12 protein-coding genes and 2 pseudogenes are annotated in these 14,885 nt (G+C 41.5%); 11 read left to right on the forward strand and 3 right to left on the reverse strand.

Annotated elements, in window-relative coordinates; translation table 11 throughout:
• Positions 1 to 11 precede the first annotated feature (11 nt).
• The 6 genes from secA to recG all read left to right on the forward strand — a co-directional run bounded on the left by secA (position 12) and on the right by recG (position 8,204).
• Positions 12 to 2,525 (forward strand): preprotein translocase subunit SecA, encoded by a 2,514-nt coding sequence (secA, locus tag B7698_RS03185; RefSeq protein WP_084864614.1) that lies wholly within the window; start codon positions 12 to 14, stop codon positions 2,523 to 2,525.
• An 80-nt stretch (positions 2,526 to 2,605) separates the two neighbouring features.
• The gene (locus tag B7698_RS03190) at positions 2,606 to 3,637 is read left to right on the forward strand and encodes a 3-deoxy-7-phosphoheptulonate synthase (protein ID WP_084864615.1); all 1,032 of its coding nucleotides are present in this window, start codon (positions 2,606 to 2,608) and stop codon (positions 3,635 to 3,637) included.
• A 1-nt stretch (position 3,638) separates the two neighbouring features.
• Positions 3,639 to 4,670 carry a 3-deoxy-7-phosphoheptulonate synthase gene (locus tag B7698_RS03195; protein WP_084864616.1) on the forward strand — a complete coding sequence of 344 codons (1,032 nt, stop codon included), beginning with the start codon at positions 3,639 to 3,641 and terminating at the stop codon, positions 4,668 to 4,670.
• Positions 4,671 to 4,714: 44 nt separating this feature from the next.
• Positions 4,715 to 5,077, forward strand: a complete 363-nt coding sequence (gene acpS / locus B7698_RS03200; RefSeq protein ID WP_239822584.1) for a holo-ACP synthase — start codon at positions 4,715 to 4,717, stop codon at positions 5,075 to 5,077.
• On the forward strand, positions 5,067 to 6,170 hold the full coding sequence (alr, locus tag B7698_RS03205; protein WP_084864618.1) for an alanine racemase: 1,104 nt from the start codon (positions 5,067 to 5,069) through the stop codon (positions 6,168 to 6,170). The genes acpS and alr overlap by 11 nt, the downstream gene beginning before the upstream one ends.
• A gap of 18 nt (positions 6,171 to 6,188) precedes the next feature.
• Positions 6,189 to 8,204 carry an ATP-dependent DNA helicase RecG gene (recG, locus tag B7698_RS03210; protein ID WP_084864619.1) on the forward strand — a complete coding sequence of 672 codons (2,016 nt, stop codon included), beginning with the start codon at positions 6,189 to 6,191 and terminating at the stop codon, positions 8,202 to 8,204.
• A gap of 500 nt (positions 8,205 to 8,704) precedes the next feature.
• Here recG and B7698_RS10510 read toward each other — a convergent pair.
• The 3 genes and pseudogenes from B7698_RS10510 to B7698_RS03220 all read right to left on the reverse strand — a co-directional run.
• Positions 8,705 to 8,824 (reverse strand): annotated as a pseudogene (locus B7698_RS10510) (Rpn family recombination-promoting nuclease/putative transposase); the annotation flags it as partial.
• Positions 8,817 to 9,248 (reverse strand): annotated as a pseudogene (locus B7698_RS03215) (Rpn family recombination-promoting nuclease/putative transposase); the annotation flags it as partial. The pseudogenes B7698_RS10510 and B7698_RS03215, both read right to left, overlap by 8 nt.
• Positions 9,241 to 10,158, reverse strand: coding sequence for an Rpn family recombination-promoting nuclease/putative transposase (locus B7698_RS03220; protein ID WP_084864620.1), 918 nt, complete (start codon positions 10,156 to 10,158; stop codon positions 9,241 to 9,243). The gene B7698_RS03220 and the pseudogene B7698_RS03215, both read right to left, overlap by 8 nt.
• Positions 10,159 to 10,550: 392 nt before the next feature.
• Here B7698_RS03220 and B7698_RS03225 point away from each other — a divergent pair, with 392 nt between their 5' ends.
• From B7698_RS03225 to B7698_RS03245, 5 genes are all read left to right on the forward strand, one after another.
• Positions 10,551 to 11,249: an N-acetylmannosamine-6-phosphate 2-epimerase gene (locus B7698_RS03225; protein ID WP_001135675.1), complete on the forward strand. Its 699-nt coding sequence runs from the start codon at positions 10,551 to 10,553 to the stop codon at positions 11,247 to 11,249.
• Between the two features lie 24 nt (positions 11,250 to 11,273).
• On the forward strand, positions 11,274 to 11,726 hold the full coding sequence (locus tag B7698_RS03230) for a YhcH/YjgK/YiaL family protein (RefSeq protein WP_084864621.1): 453 nt from the start codon (positions 11,274 to 11,276) through the stop codon (positions 11,724 to 11,726).
• Positions 11,727 to 11,744: 18 nt separating this feature from the next.
• Positions 11,745 to 13,082 (forward strand): ABC transporter substrate-binding protein, encoded by a 1,338-nt coding sequence (locus B7698_RS03235; protein WP_084864622.1) that lies wholly within the window; start codon positions 11,745 to 11,747, stop codon positions 13,080 to 13,082.
• Between the two features lie 78 nt (positions 13,083 to 13,160).
• Positions 13,161 to 14,045, forward strand: a complete 885-nt coding sequence (locus B7698_RS03240; protein WP_000237988.1) for a carbohydrate ABC transporter permease — start codon at positions 13,161 to 13,163, stop codon at positions 14,043 to 14,045.
• Complete coding sequence (locus B7698_RS03245) at positions 14,045 to 14,878, forward strand: carbohydrate ABC transporter permease (RefSeq protein WP_000730332.1); 834 nt, start codon at positions 14,045 to 14,047, stop codon at positions 14,876 to 14,878. Before B7698_RS03240 ends, B7698_RS03245 begins: the two co-directional genes overlap by 1 nt.
• Positions 14,879 to 14,885: the final 7 nt, after the last annotated feature.

Here is a 14,885-nt window from a genome sequence, read left to right on the forward strand (position 1 = left end):
TAAGGAAAAACATGGCTAATATTTTAAAAACAATTATCGAAAATGATAAAGGAGAAATCCGTCGTCTGGAAAAGATGGCTGACAAGGTTTTCAAATACGAAGACCAAATGGCTGCTTTGACTGACGACCAACTAAAAGCAAAAACAGTTGAATTTAAAGAACGTTATCAAAATGGAGAATCACTGGATTCATTGCTTTATGAAGCATTTGCGGTTGTCCGTGAAGGTGCTAAACGTGTCCTAGGTCTATTCCCATATAAGGTTCAGGTCATGGGGGGAATCGTTCTTCACCATGGTGACGTGCCAGAAATGCGTACAGGGGAAGGGAAAACCTTGACTGCGACCATGCCAGTCTACCTCAATGCCCTTTCAGGTAAAGGGGTCCACGTAGTTACGGTTAACGAATACCTGTCCGAACGTGACGCGACTGAGATGGGTGAATTGTACTCATGGCTTGGTTTGTCAGTAGGGATTAACTTGGCTGCTAAATCTCCAATGGAGAAAAAAGAAGCCTATGAGTGTGATATTACTTACTCAACCAACTCAGAAATCGGATTTGACTACCTTCGTGACAACATGGTCGTCCGCGCTGAAAACATGGTACAACGTCCGCTTAACTATGCCTTGGTCGATGAGGTTGACTCAATCTTGATTGACGAGGCGCGTACACCTTTGATCGTATCAGGTGCTAACGCTGTTGAAACCAGCCAGTTGTATCACATGGCAGACCACTATGTAAAATCTTTGGACAAAGACGACTACATTATCGATGTGCAGTCTAAAACTATTGGTTTGTCTGATTCAGGGATTGACAAGGCTGAAAGCTACTTCAAGCTTGAAAACCTCTATGACATCGAAAACGTAGCTCTGACTCACTTTATCGATAATGCCCTTCGTGCTAACTACATCATGCTTCTCGATATTGACTATGTGGTGAGCGAAGAACAAGAAATCTTGATCGTTGACCAATTTACAGGTCGTACCATGGAAGGTCGTCGTTATTCTGATGGATTGCACCAAGCCATTGAAGCTAAAGAAGGTGTGCCAATTCAGGATGAAACCAAGACATCTGCCTCAATCACTTACCAAAATCTTTTCCGTATGTACAAGAAATTGTCTGGTATGACGGGTACTGGTAAGACTGAGGAAGAAGAATTCCGTGAAATTTACAACATTCGTGTTATTCCAATCCCAACAAACCGTCCTGTTCAGCGTATTGACCATCCAGACTTACTTTTTGCTAGTATTGAAGCTAAGTTTAAGGCGGTTGTCGAAGACGTTAAGTCTCGTTACCAAAAAGGTCAGCCTGTCTTGGTTGGTACAGTTGCGGTTGAAACCAGTGACTACATTTCTAAGAAATTAGTCGCAGCTGGAGTTCCTCACGAAGTCTTGAATGCTAAGAACCACTATAAAGAAGCCCAAATCATTATGAATGCTGGTCAACGTGGTGCTGTTACCATTGCGACTAACATGGCCGGTCGTGGTACCGACATCAAGCTTGGTGAAGGGGTTCGCGAATTAGGTGGACTTTGTGTGATTGGTACAGAACGTCATGAAAGCCGTCGTATCGATAACCAGCTTCGTGGACGTTCAGGTCGTCAAGGAGACCCAGGTGAGTCACAATTCTACCTCTCTCTTGAAGATGATTTGATGAAACGTTTTGGTTCTGAACGTCTGAAAGGTGTCTTCGAACGTCTCAATATGTCTGATGAAGCTATTGAGTCTCGTATGTTGACGCGTCAGGTTGAAGCAGCACAAAAACGTGTCGAAGGAAATAACTACGATACCCGTAAACAAGTCCTTCAATACGATGATGTCATGCGTGAACAACGTGAGATTATCTATGCTCAACGTTACGACGTTATCACTGCAGATCGTGACTTGGCACCTGAAATTCACTCTATGATTAAACGCACGATTGGTCGTGTCGTTGATGGTCATGCGCGTGCCAAACAAGATGAAAAACTGGAAGCAATTTTGAACTTTGCTAAGTACAACTTACTTCCAGAAGATTCTATTACTATGGAAGATTTGTCAGGCTTGTCTGATAAGGCCATCAAGGAAGAGCTCTTCCAACGTGCCTTGCAAGTTTACGATAGTCAGGTTTCAAAACTACGCGATGAAGAAGCAGTTAAAGAATTCCAAAAAGTTTTGATTCTACGAGTGGTAGATAACAAGTGGACAGATCATATCGATGCCCTTGATCAATTGCGTAACGCGGTTGGACTTCGTGGCTATGCTCAGAACAACCCTGTTGTTGAGTATCAGGCAGAAGGTTTCCGTATGTTTAATGACATGATTGGTTCGATTGAGTTTGATGTGACACGTTTGATGATGAAAGCACAAATTCATGAACAAGAAAGACCACAAGCAGAACACCATATCAGTACAACAGCGACTCGCAATATCGCTGCCCACCAAGCAAATATGCCAGAAGATTTGGATTTGAGCCAGATTGGACGCAATGAACTTTGCCCATGTGGTTCTGGTAAGAAGTTTAAAAACTGTCACGGAAAAAGACAATAAAATGAGATAGTTTAGAGGCGGATACCTTGTGAAAAGTATATTTTTACTTGGTATCCGTTTGCTTTATAAGGAGATGAGTTATGGTATTTACAGCAAAAAGTCCTAAAATTAATATTGAAGAAGTTCGTGCCTTATCAAAATTGGAAGGCCAAGCTTTGGAGAGAAAATCACAGCGCGATCAAGAGCTAGAAGCCATTATACGTGGAGATGACCAGCGAGTTCTCTTGGTAATCGGGCCATGCTCATCTGACAATGAAGAAGCTGTTCTTGAGTACGCTAAGCGTTTGGCAGTCCTACAAGAAGAAGTAGCAGACCGTATCTTTATGGTTATGCGTGTTTATACTGCCAAACCTCGTACTAACGGAGATGGCTATAAGGGCTTGATTCACCAGCCTAACACAGCAGAAGCCCCTAGCCTCATCAACGGAATCAAAGCTGTTCGCCATCTTCACTATCGTGTCATCACGGAAACAGGTATGACGACAGCTGATGAAATGCTTTATCCTGAAAATCTTCCGCTTGTAGATGATTTGATTTCCTACATGGCAGTTGGTGCCCGTTCAGTTGAAGACCAGCAACACCGCTTTGTGGCCAGTGGGGCAGATTTTGCGACTGGTTTTAAAAATCCAACCTCTGGAAATCTCAATGTTATGTTTAATGGGATTTATGCTGCTCAAAACAAACAAAGTTTCCTTTTCCTAGGAAAAGAAGTGGAAACAACTGGGAACCCGCTTTCGCATGCTATTCTTCGTGGAGCTACCAATGAGTATGGTAAGAATATTCCTAACTACTACTATGATAATTTGATGGATACTATTGCCCAGTACGAGAAGATGAGCTTGGAAAATCCTTTTATCATTGTGGACACCAATCATGACAACTCTGGTAAGCAATACATGGACCAGATTCGAATTGTCCGCCAGACCTTGATTAATCGTGATTGGAATGAAAAGATCAAGCAGTACGTTCGTGGCTTTATGATTGAGTCTTATCTAGAAAACGGCCGTCAAAACGAACCGGAAGTATTTGGCAAGTCTATCACAGACCCTTGTCTAGGCTGGGAAAATACGGAAGCCCTTGTCAGAGAAATCTACCAAACGCTAGGAGAATAAGATGGCATTTATTGAAAAAGGTCAAGAAATCGATATTGAAGCAATCAAGGCAGAAACCCAATTGTCTGCGGAAGCCCTGCGACTAAAGGAGCGTCGTGATAGAGAATTGGCAGACATTATTTCAGGAGAAGATGATAGAATTCTTTTGGTGATTGGTCCTTGCTCGTCTGACAATGAAGAGGCTGTCTTGGAATATGCCCGCCGTTTATCCACTTTGCAGAAGAAGGTGGCGGACAAGATTTTCATGGTTATGCGTGTTTATACAGCTAAACCTCGTACAAACGGAGACGGCTATAAAGGTTTGGTTCACCAGCCAGATACTTCTAAGGCTCCAAGCCTGATTAATGGTTTGCAGGCTGTGCGCCAGTTGCACTACCGCGTGATTACAGAGACTGGTTTGACAACGGCAGATGAGATGCTTTATCCGTCAAATCTGGTCTTGGTAGATGACTTGGTCAGCTACCATGCTGTGGGGGCTCGTTCTGTGGAAGATCAAGAGCACCGCTTTGTGGCCTCAGGGATTGATGCACCAGTGGGGATGAAAAATCCAACTTCTGGAAACCTTGGGGTCATGTTTAATGGTATCTATGCCGCTCAGAACAAACAAACCTTCCTCTTTCATGGTCAAGAAGTTGAAACTTCAGGAAATCCCTTGGCCCACGTCATCCTTCGTGGTGCAGTTAATGAATATGGGAAAAATGAGCCTAACTTTTACTATGAAACCTTGCTAAATGCCATTGAACGCTATGAAGCCCTGGGACTTGAAAATCCCTTTATCCTCATTGATACCAACCATGATAACTCAGGCAAGCAATATATGGAGCAGATTCGAGTGGTTCGTAAGACCTTGCAGAATCGTGATTGGAATGAGAAGATTAAAAAGATAGTTCGAGGCTTTATGATTGAATCTTACCTAGCAGATGGTCGTCAAAATCAACCAGAGGTCTTTGGTTGTTCTATTACCGACCCTTGCCTAGGTTGGGAAAATACAGAGGCCTTGGTAGAAGAGATTTACGCTACCTTGACAAAATAAGTGAAAAGGATGGAGTTGGGGAATCTCAACTCCTTTTGATGAGAATGATAGTTGGACACGGAATTGACATCGAAGAATTGGCTTCGATAAAAAGCGCAGTTACACGACATGAAAGCTTTGCCAAGCGCGTGCTGACCGCTAAGGAAATGGAGCGCTTCACTAGTCTTAAAGGGCGCAGACAAATCGAATATTTGGCAGGTCGCTGGTCGGCTAAGGAGGCCTTTTCCAAGGCTATGGGAACTGGTATTGGAAAGCTTGGTTTTCAGGATTTAGAAGTTTTGAACAATGAACGCGGGGCGCCTTATTTTAGTCAGGCACCATTTTCAGGAAAGATTTGGCTGTCTATCAGCCACACCGATCAGTTTGTGACAGCCAGTGTCATTTTGGAGGAAAATCATGAAAGCTAGTCCACATAGACCAACCAAGGCTCTGATTCATCTGGGAGCTATTCGACAAAATATTCAGCAAATGGGGGCTCATATCCCTGAAGGAACGCTCAAATTTGCAGTAGTCAAGGCTAATGCCTATGGGCATGGGGCTGTTGCTGTTGCGACGGCGATTCAGGATGAAGTTGATGGCTTTTGCGTTTCCAATATTGATGAAGCTATTGAACTCAGACAGGCTGGACTCAGGAAGAAAATCCTCATTTTAGGAGTTTCTGATCTAGAAGCTGTTTCTCTTGCTAAAGAATACGATATCACCTTGACTGTGGCTGGACTGGAGTGGATTCAAGCACTCTTAGATAAGGAAGCTGACCTAACTGGATTGACAGTCCACCTCAAGATTGATTCAGGAATGGGACGGATTGGTTTTAGAGAGGCCGCTGAGGCTGAGCAGGCTCAAGCTTTGCTCCAACAACATGGTGCTCGTGTTGAAGGGATTTTTACCCACTTTGCTACTGCAGACGAAAAATCAGATGACTACTTTAATGCCCAGTTAGAACGGTTTAAAACTATTTTGGCTAGTATGAAGGAAGTTCCAGACTTGATTCATGCTAGCAATTCTGCAACGACTCTATGGCATGCAGATACCATTTTCAATGCTGTCCGTATGGGAGATGCCATGTATGGTCTTAATCCTAGCGGAGAGGTCTTGGACTTGCCTTATGACTTGACTCCAGCCTTGACCTTGGAATCTGCTCTGGTTCATGTCAAGACAGTTCCAGCTGGAGCTTGTATGGGCTACGGAGCTACCTATCAGGCGGATAGCGAGCAAGTCATTGCGACGGTGCCAATCGGCTATGCGGATGGATGGACACGAGATATGCAAAATTTCACTGTTTTGGTAGATGGCCAAGCTTGCCCAATCGTTGGGCGGGTTTCTATGGACCAAATCACTATTCGTCTGCCTAAGACTTATCCACTCGGAACCAAAGTCACCCTCATTGGTTCTAATGGGGGCAAGGAGATCACAGCTACTCAGGTAGCGATCTACCGTGGAACTATTAACTATGAAGTGGTTTGTCTCCTCAGCGACCGCATTCCGAGAGAATATTATTAAAGAAGAAAGGAGTGGAGCATGAATCTACATCAACCCTTGCATGTCTTACCTGGTGTGGGACCAAAGTCAGCAGAGAAGTACGCCAAACTAGGAATTGAAAACTTGCAAGACCTCTTGCTCTATTTTCCTTTCCGTTATGAGGACTTCAAAACCAAGCAAGTATTGGAACTAGAGGACGGGGAGAAGGCAGTCCTATCTGGTCAAGTCGTGACTCCTGCCAGTGTCCAGTATTATGGTTTCAAGCGCAATCGCCTGCGTTTTAGCCTCAAGCAGGGAGAAGTTGTTTTTGCTGTAAATTTCTTTAATCAGCCCTATCTAGCTGATAAGATAGAGCTGGGAGCAACCCTTGCTGTCTTTGGAAAATGGGACCGCGCCAAGGCTAGTCTGACAGGGATGAAGGTTTTGGCTCAGGTGGAAGATGACCTCCAACCTGTTTATCGCTTGGCTCAGGGAATCAGTCAGGCCAGTCTGGTCAAGGTCATCAAGACGGCTTTTGATCAGGGACTGGACCTCTTGATTGAGGAAAATTTGCCCCAGTCTTTGCTGGACAAATACAAACTCATGTCCCGTTGTCAGGCCGTTCGTGCCATGCATTTTCCCAAGGATTTGGCAGAATACAAGCAGGCCCTTCGCCGTATCAAGTTTGAGGAACTCTTTTATTTCCAAATGCAATTGCAGACGCTCAAATCTGAAAATAGAGTTCAGGGAAGCGGTCTGGTTTTGAACTGGTCTCAGGAAAAAGTGATATCAGTCAAGGAAAGCCTTCCTTTTGCCCTGACCCCAGCTCAAGAAAAGAGTTTGCAGGAAATTTTAACCGATATGAACTCGGACCACCACATGAATCGTCTCCTACAAGGAGATGTGGGGAGCGGAAAAACTGTAGTTGCTGGCTTGGCCATGTTTGCGGCAGTGACAGCTGGTTATCAGTCCGCCCTCATGGTACCGACAGAAATCCTTGCAGAGCAACACTTTGAGAGTTTACAGAACCTTTTTCCCAACTTGAAACTGGCTCTTTTGACAGGTTCCTTGAAAGTTGCAGAAAAGAGAGAAGTCTTGGAGACTATTGCTAAGGGTGAAGCTGATTTGATTATCGGAACCCACGCTCTGATTCAGGATGGGGTAGATTATGCTCGTCTGGGATTGATTATCATCGATGAGCAGCACCGCTTTGGTGTGGGACAAAGGCGTATTTTACGGGAAAAAGGCGACAATCCAGATGTCCTCATGATGACGGCAACTCCCATTCCACGAACCTTGGCTATCACAGCCTTTGGCGATATGGATGTTTCCATTATCGACCAGATGCCAGCAGGTCGAAAACCGATTGTGACTCGCTGGATTAAACATGAGCAACTGCCTCAAGTCTTGACTTGGTTAGAGGGGGAAATTCAAAAAGGTTCTCAAGCCTATGTCATCTCTCCCTTGATTGAAGAATCTGAAGCTCTGGATTTGAAAAATGCTATTGCTTTATCTGAGGAGTTGACGGCTCATTTTGCAGGTAAGGCAGAAGTGGCTCTTCTACATGGTAAGATGAAGAGTGACGAAAAAGAGCAGATTATGCAGGAGTTCAAAGAGCAAAAAACGGATATTCTAGTTTCGACAACGGTTATCGAGGTTGGGGTTAATGTTCCCAATGCGACCGTTATGATTATCATGGATGCCGATCGGTTCGGGCTCAGCCAGCTTCACCAGCTCAGAGGTCGTGTGGGTCGGGGAGATAAGCAGTCTTATGCAGTTCTCGTTGCCAATCCCAAGACGGATTCTGGGAAAGACCGCATGCGCATCATGACAGAAACGACCAATGGATTTGTTCTTGCTGAGGAAGATTTGAAAATGCGTGGTTCGGGTGAGATTTTTGGAACCAGACAGTCAGGTCTTCCAGAGTTCCAAGTAGCTGATATTATCGAAGATTTTCCGATTTTAGAAGAAGCCAGAAAGGTTGCTAGTTACATTAGTTCGATAGAAGCTTGGCAAGAGGATCCAGAATGGCGCATGATTGCCCTTCATTTGGAAAAGAAAGAACATCTAGATTAAGCTTTCTCTAAGGAAATCTTAAGCTAGCTTTCAGGTTAGCCCCTTATACTAGAGTCATCAAAAAGAAACGAGGACTCTCACATGACAGTAACGATTAAAGTAAATTACCAAACCACTTTCCAAAAGAAAGAAGCAACAAAATAAGATTGAACAGGAGAAAAAGGGCGGAAATGCTCTTTTTTTGTTTCTAAAAGCACAATTTATTGAATCTAAAATAGCACACTGCGGATTCTAAAAAATTTCTAGAGATTATAGTAGATTGAATCTGGAATAGTCCACCGAGTTTTCTAAAACATTGTTAGAAATTAGTTTGAATTCCGCAATCAACTTGTTCAGTTTTTATTTCATTTAACTATAATTTGACTTTCCTAATTTCTTTGTTCATATCTTATTTCAATACACTATATCTTACTATTTCAGAGCCCACATCTAGCATAACTAAAAAAACAGATTCTTCCATCTATTACGGAAAAATCTGTCATTGATTTAATGATTTACAAAAACTCCAACCACGGTTTACGAACCTCGTCTTTGCTGGTTTCTCTGTATTTTTTTAATTCCAAGAACGCCATCTTGACTAGATGGTTTTCTTATCCATTATTTGTGATTGTCTTAATCTTTCAATAACGCCTCAAACTCAGCGACAGTCATTCCTAATTGTTCACTTGCAACCTCAGCTGTCAGAAGGCCTTGACGGACTAGATTTAATAGCATAGATAAACTCCCTTCGACTTTCCCACGCTCTAAGCCTTTTTCTTCGGCTCGTTCCAAGGCATAGTCCTGTGCCAACAAGGCTTGTTCTTCTCGCATACGTAGTTGACTAAACTTTTTCCTGTCCTCCTCGGACCAGCTCTTGTAGTCCAGCAGTTGGTCTGCCTGGCTGATGGCTCGCTCGGGTTGTTGGGTAAAGGGTTTATTCCCGAAAAACTCCAACCACGGCTTGCGAACGCTATCCTTGCTGGTTTCTCTGTACTTTCTTAATTCCAAGAACGCCATCTTGACTAGATGGTTTTCTTGACCGTTATTTGTGATTGTCTTAATCTTTCAATAACGCCTCAAACTCAGCGACAGTCATACCCAATTGATCACTTGCAAATTCGGAAGTTAAAACATGTTGGCGTACCATATCCAGAAATGCAAAAAGTTTCCCTTCTTCCCTTCCTTCAACTTTCCCACGCTCCAGTCCCTGTTCAATCCCTTCTGCCCTAGCAGTCTCCAAGGCATAATCCTGAGCCAACAAGGCTTGTTCTTCGCGCATACGTAGTTGACTAAACATTTTCCTGTCCTCCTCGGACCAGCTCTTGTAGTCCAGCAGTTGGTCTGCTTGGCTGATGGCTCGCTCGGGTTGCTGGGTAAAAGGTTTGTTCCCGAAAAACTCCAACCACGGCTTGCGAACCTTGTCTTTGCTGGTTTCTCTGTATTTTTTTAATTCCAAGAATGCCATCTTGACTAGATGATTTTCTTGTCCATTATTTGTGATTGTCAATACCTCACCTGTCGTATCCTCTCGCATGCTAAAGCTATGAAAAGCCAGGTCATCTGAGAAATAATTGCTGTCCACAATTGCGATAGCATATACCGGTGCGATGTGTTTATAACTCTGGTGTGTATCACCTTCTCGTTGGCGAATTTTTTCGAGGTTTTGATTGACCTGACTGCAAAGGTAAGCCCACAGGCGATTGATGAAAAAATTCTGATGATGAACTTGAATTTCAATAATTACTTGCGTACCATTATCCAACTCCGCCAAGACGTCTATACTGGTATAGAAATCCTGAGCCGAGTAAGGCAGGGAAGGCAAGACATGAATATTGCTCCCCTCCAAAATGGTCACATTTTTTGCTGGCAAGTCCAGCATATCGCGAATAAATTGACAAGTGATTTCTGGATTGCTAAAGATTTTCTTAGCAACCAAGTCATTGGTTGGGCTGATGCCCGGATGTCTGAGAATCATCCATTCCCTCCTTCTATTATACCATATTTTAAAATCTAATTTTGCTAGATTCGATGGTTCTATCTATTTATTCGGAAAAAAGCGTAACTTTTCAAAGTAACTTCCATCTCTCTCAAAACTGGAAATTAGTTTTAGAAGTTACCCAATGAAAATCAAAGAGCAAACTAGGAAACTAGCCGCAGGCTGTACTTGAGTACTGCAAGGCAACGTTGACGTGGTTTGAAGAGATTTTCTAAGAGTATAAGATAGATGACTTCTCTGAAACTACTTTCAGAAACAGCTGTTCTATAAAATACTTTTGAAACTGTAATCTATCCTACTACAAAGTATTGAAAGCGCTTCATAAATGATATATAATGACCTCATAAGAACAAAGAAAAGGAGGAAAGAGGATGCCACAGATTACTAAAGAAGCTTTGATTGCACAAATCAAAGATGGAATCATTGTTTCTTGTCAGGCCCTTCCTCACGAACCGCTTTATACTGAAGCGGGAGGAGTCATCCCCTTGCTGGTCAAAGCGGCTGAGCAAGGTGGAGCAGTCGGTATCCGAGCAAACAGTGTTCGTGATATCAAAGAAATAAAGGAGGTTACAAAACTTCCGATTATCGGGATTATCAAACGAGATTATCCACCTCAAGAACCCTTCATAACTGCTACTATGAAAGAAGTTGATGAATTGGCAGAATTGGACATCGAGGTGATTGCTCTTGATTGTACCAAGCGTGAACGTTATGATGGCTTGGAGATTCAGGAGTTCATTCGTCAGGTTAAGGAAAAATATCCGAACCAGCTCTTGATGGCTGATACAAGTACTTTCGAGGAAGGATTGGCAGCTGTTGAAGCAGGAATTGACTTTGTCGGAACAACCTTATCAGGATACACATCTTACAGTCCAAAAGTGGATGGCCCTGATTTTGAATTAATCAAAAAACTCTGTGATGCAGGTGTAGATGTCATTGCAGAAGGAAAAATCCATACACCTGAACAAGCCAAACAAATCCTGGGATATGGAGTGCGAGGCATCGTTGTTGGTGGCGCTATTACTAGACCAAAAGAGATTACAGAACGCTTCGTTGCTGGTCTTAAATAACAAATAAAGAAAGGGGGATTGAGTATGATTATCACTAAAATCAGTCGTTTAGGAACTTATGTGGGAGTCAATCCACATTTTGCAACATTAATAGATTTTCTAGAAAAAACAGGACTAGAAAATTTAACAGAAGGTCCGATTGAGATCGATGGTAATCGATTATTTGGTAATTGCTTTACTTATCTAGCAGACGGTCAAGCAGGAGCCTTCTTTGAAACTCACCAAAAATATTTGGATATTCATTTAGTTTTGGAAAACGAAGAAGCCATGGCTGTTACGTCGCCAGAAAATGTAAGCGTTACCCAAAAATATGATGAAGAAAAAGATATTGAATTATACACAGGAGAAGTGGAACAGTTAGTTCATTTGAGAGCTGGTGAATGCCTTATCACTTTTCCAGAAGATTTACATCAACCCAAGGTTCGTATAAATGATGAACCTGTTAAAAAAGTTGTCTTTAAAGTTGCGATTTCTTAATGTAGAAAGGGAAGAACAATGAAAAAAATGAGAAAGTTTTTATGTCTAGCTGGAGTTGCGCTAGCAGCCGTTGCCTTGGTAGCTTGTTCAGGAAAGAAAGAAACTACAGCTGACACTGAACCACCGACAGAATTATCTGGTGAGATTACAATGTGGCACTCCTTTACTCAAGGACCACGTTTGGAAAGTATTCAAAAATCAGCAGATGCTTTTATGCAAAAGCATCCAAAAACCAAAATCAAGATTGAAACATTTTCTTGGAATGACTTCTATACTAAATGGACTACAGGTTTAGCAAATGGAAATGTGCCAGATATCAGTACGGCTCTTCCTAACCAAGTAATGGAAATGGTCAACTCAGATGCTTTGGTTCCGCTAAACGATTCTATCAAGCGTATTGGACAGGATAAATTTAACGAAACTGCCTTAAATGAAGCAAAAATCGGAGATGATTACTACTCTGTTCCTCTTTATTCACATGCACAAGTCATGTGGGTTAGAACAGATTTGTTAAAAGAGCATAATATTGAGATTCCTAAAACTTGGGATCAACTCTATGAAGCTTCTAAAAAATTGAAAGAAGCTGGAGTTTATGGCTTGTCTGTTCCGTTTGGAACAAATGACTTAATGGCAACACGTTTCTTGAACTTCTACGTACGTAGTGGTGGTGGAAGTCTCTTGACAAAAGATCTTAAAGCAGATTTGACAAGTCAACTTGCTCAAGATGGTATTAAATACTGGGTTAAAATGTATAAAGAAATCTCACCTCAAGATTCTTTGAACTTTAATGTCCTTCAACAAGCTACCTTGTTCTATCAAGGAAAAACAGCATTTGACTTTAACTCTGGCTTCCATATTGGAGGAATTGATGCCAACAGTCCTCAATTGATTGATTCGATTGATGCTTATCCTATTCCAAAAATCAAAGAATCTGATAAGGAACAAGGAATTGAAACCTCAAACATTCCAATGGTTGTTTGGAAAAATTCAAAACACCCAGAAGTTGCTAAAGCATTCTTGGAATCACTTTATAATGAAGAAGACTACATTAAATTCCTTGATTCAACTCCAGTAGGTATGTTGCCAACTATTAAGGGAATTAGCGATTCTGCAGCCTATAAAGAAAATGAAACTCGTAAGAAATTTAAACATGCTGAAGAAGTGATTACTGAAGCTGTTAAAAAAGGTACTGCTATTGGTTATGAAAATGGACCAAGTGTACAAGCTGGTATGTTGACTAACCAACACATTATTGAACAAATGTTCCAAGATATCATTTCAAATGGAACAGATCCTATGAAAGCAGCAAAAGAAGCAGAAAAACAATTAAACGATTTATTTGAGGCTGCTCAGTAGATGTAAAAGACTAGAAAATAGGTGGGCTAGTGAGCTGAAAAGCCCTAGCCCAATCTTGTAAAAGAAGGGAGAAGGAGAATGGTTAAAGAACGTAATTTAACTCGCTGGATATTTGTTTTGCCAGCTATGATTATCGTAGGATTACTCTTTGTTTATCCGTTTTTCTCGAGTATTTTTTATAGCTTTACCAATAAGCATTTGATTATGCCTAATTATAAATTTGTTGGTTTAGCTAACTATAAAGCTGTGCTATCAGATCCCAACTTCTTTAATGCGTTCTTTAATTCAATTAAGTGGACCGTTTTCTCATTAGTTGGTCAAGTTTTAGTAGGGTTTGTATTGGCTTTAGCTCTTCACAGAGTACGCCACTTCAAGAAATTATATAGGACCTTATTGATTGTTCCTTGGGCATTTCCTACCATCGTTATTGCCTTTTCTTGGCAGTGGATTCTAAACGGGGTTTATGGCTACTTACCTAATCTAATCGTAAAATTAGGTTTAATGGAACATACGCCTGCATTTTTGACAGATAGTACATGGGCATTCCTATGTTTGGTGTTTATCAACATTTGGTTTGGAGCGCCGATGATTATGGTTAATGTGCTTTCAGCTTTGCAAACAGTACCAGAAGAACAATTTGAGGCTGCTAAGATAGATGGTGCTTCAAGTTGGCAAGTGTTCAAATTTATCGTCTTTCCACATATTAAAGTGGTTGTAGGGCTTCTAGTTGTTTTGAGAACTGTATGGATCTTTAATAACTTTGACATTATCTACCTAATTACAGGTGGTGGACCAGCCAATGCTACAACGACGCTTCCAATTTTTGCCTACAACCTAGGTTGGGGAACTAAATTGTTGGGTCGTGCTTCAGCAGTTACAGTATTGCTCTTTATCTTCTTGGTGGCAATTTGCTTTATCTACTTTGCTATCATCAGTAAGTGGGAAAAGGAGGGTAGAAAATAATGAAGAAGAAATCCGGTATTTATTTAGATATTCTCTCACATGTACTCTTGATTGGTGCGACCATCGTTGCAATTTTCCCACTGGTATGGATTATCATATCTTCTGTCAAAGGTAAAGGGGAATTAACTCAGTATCCAACACGATTTTGGCCTGAACAATTTACATTAGATTATTTCACTCATGTTATCAACGATTTGCACTTTATTGATAACATTCGAAACAGTTTAATCATTGCCTTAGCTACAACCGTTATTGCGATTATTATTTCTGCTATGGCAGCCTATGGAATTGTTCGATTCTTCCCTAAATTGGGAGCAATCATGTCGAGACTACTCGTCATTACCTACATTTTCCCACCAATTTTGTTAGCAATTCCCTATTCAATTGCCATTGCTAAAGTTGGATTAACAAATAGTTTATTTGGCTTGATGATGGTTTATCTATCTTTTAGTGTTCCATATGCAGTTTGGCTCTTAGTTGGATTTTTCCAAACAGTTCCAATTGGAATTGAAGAAGCAGCTAGAATTGATGGTGCAAATAAATTTGTTACTTTTTATAAAGTTGTACTACCGATTGTAGCACCAGGTATTGTAGCAACAGCTATTTATACATTTATCAATGCTTGGAATGAATTCCTGTATGCTTTGATTTTGATTAACAATACAGGAAAGATGACAGTAGCAGTAGCCCTTCGATCACTTAACGGTTCAGAAATTTTAGACTGGGGAGATATGATGGCTGCATCTGTTATTGTAGTTCTTCCATCAATCATTTTCTTCTCAATTATCCAAAATAAGATTGCAAGTGGATTGTCAGAAGGATCTGTGAAGTAGACGAAAG

Source organism: Streptococcus mitis, from assembly GCF_002096855.1.
GTDB classification, from domain to species: Bacteria; Bacillota; Bacilli; order Lactobacillales; family Streptococcaceae; genus Streptococcus; species Streptococcus mitis_Y.